Source organism: Paenibacillus sp. HGH0039 (genome assembly GCF_000411255.1).
Classification (GTDB): domain Bacteria; phylum Bacillota; class Bacilli; order Paenibacillales; family NBRC-103111; genus Paenibacillus_F.
This window is the reverse complement of sequence record NZ_KE150412.1, coordinates 2,154,942-2,168,652: the sequence shown is the minus strand read 5'-3', so window position 1 is coordinate 2,168,652 and position 13,711 is coordinate 2,154,942. Positions and strand designations below refer to the sequence as shown.

Annotated in this window: 6 protein-coding genes and 1 riboswitch; all 6 genes read left to right on the top strand. The window is 54.3% G+C overall.

Annotated elements, in window-relative coordinates:
- On the top strand, positions 1 to 1,839 hold the full coding sequence (locus HMPREF1207_RS09355; protein ID WP_009676908.1) for a DUF58 domain-containing protein: 1,839 nt from the start codon (positions 1 to 3) through the stop codon (positions 1,837 to 1,839).
- The gene (locus HMPREF1207_RS28460) at positions 1,826 to 4,789 is read left to right on the top strand and encodes a DUF4129 domain-containing transglutaminase family protein (protein ID WP_016423614.1); all 2,964 of its coding nucleotides are present in this window, start codon (positions 1,826 to 1,828) and stop codon (positions 4,787 to 4,789) included. The genes HMPREF1207_RS09355 and HMPREF1207_RS28460 overlap by 14 nt, the downstream gene beginning before the upstream one ends.
- A gap of 64 nt (positions 4,790 to 4,853) precedes the next feature.
- On the top strand, positions 4,854 to 6,398 hold the full coding sequence (gene guaA, locus HMPREF1207_RS09345) for a glutamine-hydrolyzing GMP synthase (protein WP_009677216.1): 1,545 nt from the start codon (positions 4,854 to 4,856) through the stop codon (positions 6,396 to 6,398).
- 173 nt (positions 6,399 to 6,571) lie between these two features.
- A riboswitch (purine riboswitch) is annotated at positions 6,572 to 6,671 on the top strand.
- A 186-nt stretch (positions 6,672 to 6,857) separates the two neighbouring features.
- Positions 6,858 to 8,264, top strand: a complete 1,407-nt coding sequence (locus HMPREF1207_RS09340; RefSeq protein ID WP_009677212.1) for an NCS2 family permease — start codon at positions 6,858 to 6,860, stop codon at positions 8,262 to 8,264.
- Positions 8,265 to 8,550: 286 nt separating this feature from the next.
- The gene (locus tag HMPREF1207_RS09335; protein ID WP_009677214.1) at positions 8,551 to 9,828 is read left to right on the top strand and encodes an S-layer homology domain-containing protein; all 1,278 of its coding nucleotides are present in this window, start codon (positions 8,551 to 8,553) and stop codon (positions 9,826 to 9,828) included.
- Positions 9,829 to 9,851: 23 nt separating this feature from the next.
- Positions 9,852 to 13,412 (top strand): DUF5704 domain-containing protein, encoded by a 3,561-nt coding sequence (locus tag HMPREF1207_RS09330; protein WP_009677215.1) that lies wholly within the window; start codon positions 9,852 to 9,854, stop codon positions 13,410 to 13,412.
- Positions 13,413 to 13,711: the final 299 nt, after the last annotated feature.

Genomic DNA, 13,711 nt, shown 5'->3' with positions numbered 1-13,711 from the left:
ATGATGAAAACTTGGCTGAATCTGGCGGGAACGGTCGCGGGAGCGGTAGGGGCACACGTTCTTTACCTCGCTGCCGGGGGACTGGCTCCTCTGATCATCGAGTGCCTGCTCTGGGCGAATGCGGTCTCCGGCGCTTCCGTCCTTTTCTTCACGCTTAACGGGGCGGAGGTTTCCCGCAGGCTCGGGGCGCCCCGGCTTTTTGCGGGTCAGAACGCGGAAGTGAAGCTTGAAGTGACTCAGCGCTCCCTGCTGCCCGTATGCTGGATGGTGGTCCGCGAGCACTGGGTGCATGAGGGACGGGAAGAGAGCAGCTGCAAGTCGCTGCTTTGTTTTCCCTGGACCGCGCCGACTTTCTCACTTTCATACAGCCTGGAAGATGTAGGCCGGGGACAGTATGTTTTGGAACGGACAGAACTGCTTTGCGGGGATTTGTTCGGGCTGTTCACCAAAAGGCGCGTCGTGAAAACAGAAGCCGCCTTCACGGTCTACCCGGCGCCTGAATCATTCGGGCTGCGCGGAGTGCCGGGTACGGAAAGCGAAAGCCGCGGGAAACCGTCCCGGCACCTCCGTACAACCGGCGTGTCTGCCGGCATACGGGTTTATGCCGAGGGAGATCCCATGTCATGGATCGACTGGAAAGCGACCGCCCGTACAGGCTCGCTGCAGACGCAGGTGCATTCTGGGATGGTTAAACCGTCCCGGATTATCGTGCTCGACACGGAGCCGGGCTGCGGGGGAGCGGACACCGGGTGCGAATGCGTGCATTCGGCGGGCAAGGGCGCCAAAGGCGGGAAAAGTGCAAGCAGCGCAAAAAAAGGCAAGAACGGGAGGAAAGGCTGGAACGGAACGAGCAGGGAGAGCGATAGGTCCGGGGAAAGCGGCCAGGGTGAGAAGCTCGGCAGCCTGACAGGGACATTGGTTCCAAATTCGGCAGACCGGAACTACCCGGCTAGAACGGATGGACATCCGCAAGCAGATCGCCGCCTCGCTTTCGGCAAAAGCAAACATATCCGCGGCAAGCACTCGGCATCCGGCCCATGTGGTCTGGGACAGGCCATGCTGGAGAAGCGTATCCGTCTTGCCGCCTACGCCGTCCTTGAACCGGATACGGGAACCGGCGGGATCGTTACGGGGACCTCCTTCCGGGAAAGGGCTGTACTTGCTCAATCGGCGCAGCCGTACAGCTTTCCCGGGTTCCAGGGCGTATCCTCTTTTAACCCAGATAACGGTGCTTCGGCTCCAGTTGCAAGCGCGCCTCTGGAACTGCTGGCGGCCGTCCGGGGCGAGACAGGCAAAGGGATTCACATGCTGCGCAAGGAGCATGCTTCAAGAGGCCCGGGCGTTACGCTGCTCTATCTGACTTCACGTTTGGATGAAGCCCTGATTGTCTGTGCCATGGAACTGCTTGCCGCAAGACGGCCTCTGCAGATTGTGTACGTTTCACAATCGCCCATGCTAACGTCTCAGGAGCAAAAACGGCTCTCCGTGTTGCGTGAAGCCGGGGTAGAGGCGGCTTGTTTTGCCGCCACGGAAGATAGGGCGGCCGAGGCGTCTGCCGCGGGGTACGGACAAAGCGCGAAAAACTCCGGTTCCGCCGTCAACAAACGAACATTTTTCATGAAAAAACATAAAGCGAAACGAATGAAAGTTCCTGCCTCCGCCGATAATTCCGCGAGAATTCAGGAGATGGAGAGGGTCGGCAGCAACGCTTATCCGGGGGTCGTGTCCCGGTCATCCGGCAGCGCTGATTTTTTTAATGAGCATTCGTCTGTCCCTCACCGGATCGCGGGAGATCAAGAGAAGCCGAAAGAGGGAGGGGCGGAAGATGCAATCGGTTAAAAAGCCGCTTATTTCACCCTATAAAGCAGCGGATTCCGGGACTTATTCTGATAGGAACCAAGCTGCCGGACGCCTCGCTGAGAACGAAAAACAGGGGGAGATTTCCTGGGTACGGGACGCTGCGCTGACTGTGATCTGGTATATGCTTCTGCTCGAATGGCTGAGTCCGCTTGCTCTCGGTTCTGCCGAATTCCAGCCTTTCGGCATCACTCCTTATGCGGTCATGTTCGGATACTTTCTGCTGATTTCAGCCGGGGTGCGTTCCTTTACGCTGTTATGGACACTTAAGCTGGCCGGGATTGCCGCCGTTTCGGGCTATCAATTTCAAAAAGAGCTGTTTCCTTTTGGCCCTTGGCCGGTCCGACTTTGGGAAACGTTCTTGACTGACCTCGACTATATGGCATCCGGTCAACTTGGCGCACTTAGCGGATTGACCGAATCGCTGCTGTTTTTGTTCGGTGCGGCCGCTTTTATTTCGGCCTCCCATCAACTGCTGCTGCACCGGCAAAACGGGGCCTGGTTTGCAGCCGCAACCGGCGGTTACTTGATGCTCCTCCAGGTCGGCCTCGGCATCGACACAACGCCCGGTTTGATCCGCACCGGAGCGCTCGGACTGCTTCTGCTTGCGGGCCTGACCGTTCCTCGTCTGCGGAGACAATTCGGCATCGCCGCAACCGGCCGCGGCGGGTCTTTGCCGTGGATGGGCATCAGTGTCCTTGCTGCAGCGGTTTTCTATGCGGCGGGTACCTGGGCAGCGGGCGAAGCCGGATCAGCGGCAAAAATGAAGCCCCTGAGCTTGTCCGCCGCCGCAGACAAGTGGGCTGCGCTTACGCGCGGACATACGGGCTCAGGCGCCGACCAGGCAAACGGCTCATCCTCCTCCCTGAGAATTTCGGGATACGGAACCGATGATTCCGTGCTGGGCGGTGCGCTGATTTCAGACAACAGGGTTGTGTTTACCGCCCGGACGCCGGTTCTCGCGTATTGGCGCGGGGAAGCCAAGAGCGTCTATGACGGGCGCGGCTGGTCCCAGCCTTCCGGCACACTCCGTCCGGCATTCCCGGCTTTGCCGGGGCAGACGGAGTCGGCGGGGAGAGATGCGTTTTCTACGGGCGGCGCGTCGCCCGCAGAGGCTAAAGCCGGAGCGGCCGCCGATAACGGACAGCCTGCGGAGGGAAGTAACACGGCTTCGGCCGATCGCAAAGCCTCTGATGCAGCAGCCGTGAAAGGCCCCTACACCCAGGAGGTTACAGGGATTTCGGGGCAGCTGGGGATGCAGCTGTTTGCCGGAGGTGAAGTGTTGAAGCTGGAAGAAGCCAAAAATATTTCCGGCCAATCCGTTAAGCCGGAGACCCTCTGGCTGAACAACGAAAGCGGGAAAGTTGCCCTTCCCGTGACGGATGATCCGCTGCAATCCTACCGTGTGACGGTTAAGCCGTTTGCATTCGGCAGCGGCTGGTCCATGCCCGATCCGGGTCCGCAAGCGTCCACGTTTATGCCGGTGAGCGACGCCGAGATCAGAAGCGGGCTGCGCAGCAGCGGACTTGGAGCGGGAAATGGCGGAGATGGTAGAGGGAATAGGGCCGTGGACAAAAATGCCAGCGGTATGGGGACCGCAGGAGGCGGTTCCGGTTCAAGTAATAGGGGTGGAAACGCTAGTGGTACGGGAACCACAGATGACTACTCTGGCGCAGCGAATGGCAGCCCGGGAGCCGGCGGCACAAACGTCAGCGGCAGGGGAAGCGCAGGCGAGCATTCTGACACTGTAAGCGGCAGCGAAACAAACGCGGGTTCCGTCAGCAGACCCGGACCCGAGGCGAATGGCGCAAATGCCGACCGTACGGGAAGCGCGGGCGAACAATCCGGCACAGCTGACAGCAGCGAAGTAAATGCGGCGGCTGATATCCCTATTTCCGCTGCAGGAGGCAACGGCAGCCGTAGTGAAACCGTAGGCGCGGAAGCCGGGAGCCCCGGGCGGAACACGCAGGCTCCAGCTGCGCATGCCGAGCCGGAGCCTGCCGAGCTCGGCGCGTACCTCCAGCTCCCGGACCGGCTGCCGCAGCGCGTCCGCGACCTTGCGGAGCGCGTGACCGCCGGCAGCGGACAGGACCGCCTCGCGGCGGCGCTCGCCCTGGAGCGGTACCTCCGCACGGAGTACCGCTACAGCATGGACAAGCCGACGCTCCCGGCCGCCGGCGAAGACTTTGTCGACCACTTCCTGTTCGTCGACAAGCTGGGGTACTGCGACCATTTCTCGTCGGCTATGGTCGTGATGCTGCGCGCGGCGGGCATTCCCGCCCGCTGGGTCAAAGGCTTCGCCCCCGGCGAAGCGGGCGAACGCGGCCCGGACGGCAGCCTGGCGGTAACCGTCCGCAGCCGCGACGCCCACTCGTGGGCCGAAGCGTACATCCCGGGCGCCGGCTGGCTCGCGTTTGAGCCGACGCCCGGCTTCGCGGCTCCGTCCGGCGCCGGAGCCGGGGCCGTGCCCGCAGCCGTCTCCTCGCCGGAAGAGGAGACGGCCCCTGCGGACACGGCCGGCCCTTGGGCAGCGGAGCTGCTGCCCGCACTTGCCCGGGCGGCCGATTCGCCGGCCGTCCGGGGTTTGGCCGCGCTGCTCGCTCTGCTGGGCGCGGCCTGGCTGCTGCAGCGCTTCCGGCCGCGCCGCGCATCCAAGGCGCCGCTGCGCAAAAGCGCGGCGCTCCGCCGCGGCACAGGCAGCACGGCGCTGATGGAGCGGCTGTGGCTGAAAGTGTTCCGCAGCCACGGCCGCCTAGCCCCGCAGCAGACGCTGCGCGAGTACGTCGCGGGACTCGCTGGACTTGATCCCCGCCGGCGACGGGCGCTGGAGGAATTTGCCGCTTTGTACGAGGAAGTCCGCTATGACTGCAGCGGCGCCGGGATTATCGGCAAAGGGCGCATTTTGGAGCTTTGGAAGCGGATCGAAGGCTAGGGTATGCCTTGATTCATCCGCCTTTGTTATATATAATGATCAAGATTATACTAGGAGGCGGACCATGGATATCCAAAAATCACACGAATTGATTGTCGTTTTAGACTTCGGCGGGCAGTACAATCAGCTGATCGCCAGACGCATTCGCGACCTTGGCGTTTACAGCGAATTGCTCCCTTACAATACTTCAGCGGACAAAATCCGCGAATTGAACCCGAAAGGGATCGTTTTCTCGGGCGGACCTGTCAGCGTATACGGAGAAGGTTCTCCGGTCGTAGACCCTGGTGTGTACGATCTCGGCATTCCGATCATGGGCATTTGCTACGGCATGCAGATGATCGCGCACCAGCTGAACGGTAAAGTAGAGCGCGCCGTTACGCGCGAATACGGCAAATCGGAAGTTGAATTCCAGTCTCACAGCCGTCTTGCGAAGAATCTGGATTCCAAGCAAGTGGTCTGGATGAGTCACGGGGACCATGTCTGCGATCTGCCGGAAGGATTCGTTCTTGACGCAAGCACGGAAACGTGCCCGATCGCGGCGATGAGCCACCCGGATAAAAACATTGTGGCCGTCCAATTCCACCCGGAAGTCCGCCACTCGGCGCAAGGCAACGAAATGATCCGCAACTTCATTTTCGATATTTGCGGCTGTACCGGCGACTGGAGCATGGAAAGCTTCATCGAAGATACGATCCGCGATATCCGCGAACAAGTCGGCGACCGTAAAGTGCTGTGCGCACTCAGCGGCGGCGTAGATTCTTCCGTTGTGGCCATTTTGATCCACAAAGCAATCGGAGATCAGCTGACCTGCATGTTCATCGACCACGGCCTGCTCCGTAAGGACGAAGCCGAGAGCGTGATGGAGACCTTTGTAGGCAAATTCGATATGCACGTAGTCAAAATCGACGCACGCGACCGCTTCCTCGGCAAACTGGCCGGAGTGAGCGATCCGGAGCAGAAGCGTAAAATTATCGGCAACGAGTTTATCCGCGTCTTCGAAGAAGAATCCGAACAGTTGGGCGATTTCGCTTTCCTCGCTCAGGGTACGCTGTACACGGATATTGTCGAGAGCGGCACGGCAACGGCTCACACAATCAAATCTCACCACAACGTAGGCGGACTTCCCGAAGACATGAAGTTCCAGCTTGTCGAGCCTCTTAAGGCGCTCTTCAAGGACGAAGTGCGCAAAGTCGGCGAAGAATGCGGCCTTCCGGGCGCCATCGTTTGGCGTCAGCCGTTCCCGGGCCCGGGTCTTGCGATCCGTGTTCTCGGCGAAGTAACGGAAGAGAAGCTGAAAATCGTCCGTGATTCCGACGCGATCCTTCGCGATGAGATCGCCAAAGCCGGTCTCGACCGCGAGATCTGGCAGTACTTCACGGCTCTTCCTAACATGAAGAGCGTGGGTGTTATGGGCGATGCCCGGACCTACTCTTACACAGTAGGCATCCGTGCCGTTACATCCATCGACGGCATGACGGCCGACTGGGCGCGTATTCCTTGGGATGTCCTGGAGAAAATCTCTGTACGGATCGTCAACGAAGTGGATAACGTCAACCGTATCGTCTACGATGTGACGTCGAAGCCGCCTGCAACAATCGAGTGGGAATAGCACAAAAAGAGCAAGGCTGGGACCCTTACCGAAAGGGCTCCGGCCTTTTTTTATCGTCTCCGTTCCTCTCCGCCTTACATGGAAAAAATCCCGAACATTAACTCTTTTTTGCCAGTTAAATATTCGTTATTCCGTATTGACAAGATCCGATTCGCTTACTAGAATGAAGAAGAATAACAAAATTGAATGCTTTTCGTATAATTCCGGGGATTGGCCCGGAAGTTTCTACGAGGTCACCGTAATGATCTGGCTACGAAAAGAACGTGCAGCCCAGCGGCCTTTGGCGCCTCTTTTTGAAATGGACGATCGCGAATTTGCTCCGGCAAATTAGGGAAGTTTATTTCCAAAGGAAGTGACCGATGACCGTGGGAGCCGCTCTTTCTTGCAACCGGCCCAGGTGATAAAACGTCGCCCGGGCTTTTTGTTGTTCTCATCCAATTTAAGGGGGATTTCGTTGCAATGGATCGTTTTTTTAGATTAAAGGAAAACGGCTCAAACGTACGGACCGAAATTATGGCGGGTATCACCACGTTTATGGCTATGGCTTACGTGCTGGTGATTAACCCGAACATCTTGACCGCTTTCGGCAAAACAGGCATGGAGTGGTATCCCGTATTTCTCGCGACGGCTCTGGCCGCCGGTATTTTTACCATCGCCATGGGTCTGTTCGTGAACTTTCCGGTCGCTCTGGCGCCGGGTATGGGACTTAACGCGTACTTTGCGACTGTCGTGGTATCCACCGCTTCCACCAACAACCCGATTACTTGGCAGATGGCTCTGACCGCCGTCTTTATCTCGGGGATCATTTTTATCATTCTGACCATTACAAGACTGCGGCAGATGCTGCTCGTCGCGATTCCGGACGGAATCAAGCACGCGATTACGGTGGGGATCGGTCTTTTTATCACCATCGTGGGGTTGAAAAATACCGGCCTTATGACAATTGCGGCTGAAACTGTTAACGATATTCCGAAAGGCCAGTTTACACCGCTTAAGGGCTTCGAAACCGTTATTGAACTGGGCAGCTTTAAAAGCCCGGACGTGATTATGGCTTTGATCGGCCTCGTCCTGATTTCCATTCTGATGGTGCTCCGTGTACGCGGTGCGATTTTGTTCGGTATTTTGGGCACGACGATTATCGCTCTTCTGATGGGATACGTTGACCTGAGCTCGCTGAACAATCCCCAGACGCCTTGGATCCCGGATCTCGGCCAGCTTAACTTCTGGGAGTTTGATTTTGCCGGTATTATGGGCGTAGGCATCGTATCGGTCATCGTGACCTTTACCTTCGTCGAAATGTTCGACACGTTCGGTACGCTTGTAGGTACGGCTAACCGTGCCGGCATCATGAAAAACAAAGAAGAAGGCAACAAACGCGTCGGTAAAGCGATGTTCGTCGATGCTTTTGCGGTGAGCGGCGGCGCCATGCTGGGTACCAGCACCGTAACCGCTTATGTGGAAAGCTCCGCCGGTGTTGCGGAAGGCGGCCGTACCGGTCTGACTTCGCTCACAACGGGCATCCTGTTCATTCTCGCTCTGTTCTTCGCTCCGATTATCGCTTTGATTCCGGGTTCCGCGACAGGCGCGGCCTTGATCGTCGTAGGCGTTCTGATGATGCAGTCGGTGCGTGACATCGACTTCCAGGATCTCGTGATCGGGATTCCGGCGTTCCTGACCATCACGTTCATGCCGTTCACTTACAGCATTGCCAACGGTATTTCTCTTGGTATCGTAGGTTATGTCATTCTGGCGGTTATTTCTCAGTTGAGCAGCCGCGTTGAAAAGAAACACAGCATTCATTGGCTCATGTGGGTATTGTTCGTCCTCGTTATCGCGCGCTACGTGTTTATCGGCGTGAGCGGTTAATGGTTTGAAAAGTCCCGGACCGGCCTCGGATTAAATCCGACTGGCCGGTTTTTTTGTGGTCATTTACTTGATTTTATTTTCACTATTTCCAAAATTTTATAGATCGTATATACTAGGTTTTGTGCCTTTGTTTTTCCTCATTCCCCCTCCCGCTCGTCCCTCTAACTCCTTTCGTGTCATTTTTATCTCTTCCATTGCTGTGCCAATCAAAGCTATTTGGTTTACTCTCTATGTTTATTTGCTGTGCCTGCTTCTACTATTTAACGTGTGAAAAGGAGGTTTTTTAATGGTTTTTCTCAGAAAAAACAAAAGTATTTGGGGAGCTGCCCTTTTATTTGGGACGGCCGCTTTACTCCTGCATGAGGATGCCAAAGCAGATGGCCTTACGACAGAGATTGCCGCAGTTGTTCCGGTCCGGTCTTCTAGCGATGTAGGGGGGCACTGGGCTGAATCGCTTATCCGCAAGGCAGCCGAGCTTAACCTGATACAAGGGTACAGCGACGGCACCTTTCACCCGGACGGCAAAATTACGCGTGCCGAATTCGCGGCTATGTTGAACCGCGCTACAAAGCAGAAAACGGACACCACGGCGGCAGAGAACTCCCTTTCCGGCTTGCAAAACCACTGGAGCCAAGCGGAGGTGAACAAGCTTGCTGTTCTCGGCTTTATAGACCAGAGCGACTATAAGGACGGCTTTTCACCCGACCGGGAGCTGACGCGCTACGAAATGATCAAATGGATTTCATCGGGCCTCGCCCAATCGGAACCAAGCTTTAAACAGGCGTTGGAGGACACGAAGGGGACCCTGCTGCCGACTCCCGAAACCTACGAGGGAGGTATTGTCAGCGACCAGATTCCTTATGTGGCGCTCGTAAAGGGGACCGGTATCGTAGACGGGTTTGAAGACAGCACGTTCCGGCTTGCCCAAGCGACCACAAGGGCGGAAGTCTCCGCCATTTTGATGCGTTTTATGGAGGTGGAAGGCAACAAAGCCGAACAATACAAGGGGCTTAACGAGCTTAGAGAGGTTGGGCTGACAGGGTCTAATTTGACGACTATAACGAAGTATAAGTATGGGATGGATTATAACGGCGTAGTTCGTGACTTTTCTTTTATAAGAGGCAAAAGTATTTCTCTCCGAGGCGGCATCGGGACAATGAAAATCAACCGCGTAATCGCTGTGGATTCCGATAATGACAGCAACGTCAGCATTTATAAGCCTATGTTTCATGAAAATGTCGAGAAGTATCAGAGAGGTAAGTATATTTTGTATAGTGAAATTGCGGTTCAATCCAGTGTTAAAGATTTAACGAATTTAGAATTAGGGAATTCGATGGGGAATGGAATCACATCATCTACAAGGTTACTTGGAGACAACGTTACTCGATTTGGGTTAAAGACTTTGTCCAACCGAAATAACAATGAACTTCTTAATAGCAGCAAAGATGAGTTTTTCTGGGTTTCACAAGTGCTACAAACAACTTTACCTGAAAATCGACCATCTCTTTCTTATAGCATAACAGCAGATAATAAAGATTTTATAATGATATATTTATCACAATAAGAAAGGGAAAAGTAGAAGTGACGATGAAGCTAAAATTAATAAGAATTATTTCTATAATTGGACTGCAATTGCTTTTGATTTTATGTTGGACTACCCAAACTGTAAGGGCCTTAGAACCCCCTAAATCGTCAAAGAGTTCTAAAACTAAAATAGCACTTTCGGGAAGTGTGACCGCTAATCCGGGAGTATATTGGTACCAATTGGATAACGGGAAATTCCGAGCCGACTATTCAAACGGTACGAAACAAAAAGATGTGGAGTGGAATAGAGTTTGTGACAGTCCTTTCCCAATAAAATCATCCATGGAAGATGATATAAACTTATCGAAGTGGAAAGCACAAACATGGGAGTATAACGGAAGGACGATTCCAAGGGATAAAGTTGATAAAGTTCGATTGTATGAAGTTACATATCATGATGCATTTTCATATGAACCCGTCGTTCCGGGATCAAAACCCGACATAATCAACGATAGTTACGCTTTGTTAAATACCTATACAGGTATGGATTATATCGAATCGGATTACAAAGAATTTATGAAGAGACCGAATGGCTGCTCGAAAGTAGTGGTCATGTACGAAACCCCAGTCGATATCACCTGGGCAGGAGACATCTACGAGGAAAAAGAAATCACCGTAGTACCCGACTCGTCCATTTCCGTGGGTCAGAAAGTTCAGCTCCAGGCAAACGTCAAAACAAAAGACTGGGGAGCGAATGACTGGGGAAAGGAATATGACGTTGCCACCCGAACAACCGAAACCACGTGGAAATCCGAGGACGAAACCATCGCGACTGTGAATGCCTCCGGACAAGTTCAAGGAAAGAAGGCCGGCAAGGTTAAGGTAAGAGCTACTTGGGATAACGGCGATTACCGCATCTCGGATGTTGCTGAAATTACGGTTACAACAGACCCCGGCCTTGTCATCAATCTCCCGAAGCCCGAATTCTGCACCTCCGACTCCTCTCCACAGCAGGCGGAAGCCATATTGACTAAGCCGGACGGCACCTCCTGGCCCCTCCAAAAACACGATAAACTTACTTGGACCAGTTCCAATCCCTCCATCGCAGTCATTGACCAAACCGGCAAAATCACCCTGAAAGCAGCAGGAGCAACGGAAATCACGGCTCATTTCAAAGATGATCTTCAGCATCTGGACGAGAAGAAATCGGTCACGCTGACGGTCAAAGATTGCGGCTCCTCAGGCGGAGGAAACCCCGGTACGGGAAATCCCCAGCCTCCCGGAGGAACCAACGGATGCAGTCCGGTGATCAATCCGCCGGCTAAAGGCCTCACGCAAAGCGGCTACTCCATGGACCCCCAAGCAAGCGCAATACTGCGTGCCGACAGGCGCGGTGCCGAAACCTTTAACGTCCTCGAAGGCATCCCCACTTCCGAAAGCCTTTACGCCAATGTACAAAGCCTCCACTACCTCTTTCAAAACAAATTCACCAACATGACCGGAGAGGTCACCTACAGCATCCCCGTCACCAAAACGTATGTATGGACCGTTCCCGTTCCTCCGCCCGGTGTTCCGATTCCCATGAGCCAGACAGTTACTCAAACGATGACCGTCAAGCGTCCTTACGACTACTGGCAAATCGATAATTTGGAAATTTACCGGCCAGGGAAGGCGCGACTCAGCAACTATGCTCTTGGCGGGTATGGCGGTTCGGTTACTTTGGACGCTAACAATTACACGCCTCCTGTTGTAACGAGCACAAGTAAAGGCGACGTATCTTCTCACGTACAACCCTCGAACTGCAATTCCGTAAACTTGGGTACCGGCGGAGGCCCGCCTATGAACGAGACCGGCTTGTTTCAAGCTGCTGCGGAAGCTGCGGTCGGCGCTAACAAAGTGAGCAACGATCTTCTGGTGTTCGACGGGGTCACGCTTATGGACAACCGGATTCACGACGCCGCGGCTCCACTGCCCAAGCCTATTCCGCAGCCTGCCAGGCTTGGTGCGGATACTTTTTACGGGACCGGCTACATGATCAGCAAAACACTGGCCAATCGGCAGGCCCAGCCCACAACGGGAACAATCGCGTACACGCTTCTCCCGGGGAATATTAAAGGAGGAGCGGACAGAACCTTCGACATCCCCGGAATCAATCCCGTCACGGTTCACACGCCGGTCATTATGGTGCCTTCGGTTTCCGACGATCAGGCGCATAATCAGAAAACGTCCCCTGCCTACGACCGCTCCGCGCTGATCCTTGACCGTCCTTTTAGCGTAACTCTACCCACAACGGGTCCGCACCGCGGCATCCCGGGTTACGGAATTCGTGATTATGCTAAGTACACCAGGCAGAAACAAGTGTGGTTCCCGTTTGACACTTACGACGCATCTATGAAATTCATACCGAAGCATACGTGGATTGACATTCCGGTAGGGCAATTGTCTGCGACGTTTTATATGCCTGTATGGGTCGACGAAGGTCCTTATAGTGTTCTTTTTCGCTCTATTGCGGAAAATGCTCCGGTATCGTTTACGACAGAACCGCAGGCTAACCTAACCTTGATCAATCATGTTGCCACTGATACGGTTCCGGTCGATGTGATCGGACGTCTCTATGATTTTAAAGTGACGGACATCGCAGATTATAATTGGGAAAACGTATTTCGTACGGCTAAAGGCAGTGCAGCACACACCGGAACGAAATATTGGATAGGGGAAAAAGGTATCGACGGTCAACCGCGGCCGACAGGCTATCCCTTCATCCTTCCGATTCATCCGGGAAGCCACCCCGAAGAGGGATATAAGAACATTTCGGTCAAAACAGGCTATCATATTAAGTTTGATCTCAAGACCAAAGGCAATATGTTCGGTTCGGAGGATGGTGTGCGGATTACGCCTACGTTCTATTTCATCTCTAATGAAGACGGCAAAAGACAGCCCGTTGATTTGTATTATCATGCCGATAACAAGCCTTTTGTCCGTATCGGTTCCCCGCAGGACCAGGAAAAGCGTTTTGTCGTATTAAACGACCGGCTTCGCAATTTGAGCGCGCTGGAGCTGGAGCAGACGGCGAGGTATCTTTTCGATCAGGCTCCGGGTTCCTTCACGAACCGGGCGGCATTTACGGCCGACTATATAAAGAAAGCGGCCAAGCCGACCTGGGTGGGGACTTATCATTGGCTCATTTTGCCCCAGCAAGTGCGGACTTTTATTAGGGAGACGCAAAACATTCCGGCTGGAGTTGATAGAGCCAGGGCCCTCGCTTCCGATCAAAAATGGTATGGGGAGTACAGCCTGCCTGCAGCGGTCTATGCCGTACCGAAAGGAACCGACCTCGCCGTCTATGGCCGGAAACAAACGCTCGACGACGGGTCACCTGTCTTTTTGCGGAATGGCTACATCGTCGTGAATTTCAATATTGAAAGCATTCGGGGAGGAGACGTGAACAGGGCATATTTGCAATATATCCACGGCCCGTTGAATAACCAGTGGCAGATGGAGGGTGGCACGGGGAGCGTTACCGATACCAAGGGGCAATCATTCCCGGTGATGGACGGAGACGTCGTTTTTTATCATGGAGATCTTTCAAGCTACGATGATTTCGGCTCTAACGGTACTCATTAGACATTAAGGTTACACAATTGCCAGTAAAAAGAGGCAGAGAAAAGAGTCTGGAACACGGCTCTTTTCCGCTTCCACAAAATGGTTGTTGCAAAAGACGTCGGATGCTGGTAAAGTTACTTCTTGCCGGCAACAACGAAACATGCCGCGAAAAAAGAAATTCAAAAAAAGCTTGCATAACTGAGCGCGACTGTGTTATAGTATAAAAGTTGTCGCTGAGACAAGCGCTAATGACAAAGGCCGTAAGGTCTTACAAGATTGTCCTTTGAAAACTGAACAACGAGTGATTGAAGCGTCTCAAG

Coding starts and splice junctions, on each gene's coding strand:
- HMPREF1207_RS09355 (WP_009676908.1), top strand. CDS start 1: ATGATGAAAACTTGGCTGAATCTGGCGGGAACGGTCGCGGGAGCGGTA.
- HMPREF1207_RS09330 (WP_009677215.1), top strand. CDS start 9,852: ATGAAGCTAAAATTAATAAGAATTATTTCTATAATTGGACTGCAATTG.
- HMPREF1207_RS09340 (WP_009677212.1), top strand. CDS start 6,858: ATGGATCGTTTTTTTAGATTAAAGGAAAACGGCTCAAACGTACGGACC.
- HMPREF1207_RS09335 (WP_009677214.1), top strand. CDS start 8,551: ATGGTTTTTCTCAGAAAAAACAAAAGTATTTGGGGAGCTGCCCTTTTA.
- guaA (WP_009677216.1), top strand. CDS start 4,854: ATGGATATCCAAAAATCACACGAATTGATTGTCGTTTTAGACTTCGGC.
- HMPREF1207_RS28460 (WP_016423614.1), top strand. CDS start 1,826: ATGCAATCGGTTAAAAAGCCGCTTATTTCACCCTATAAAGCAGCGGAT.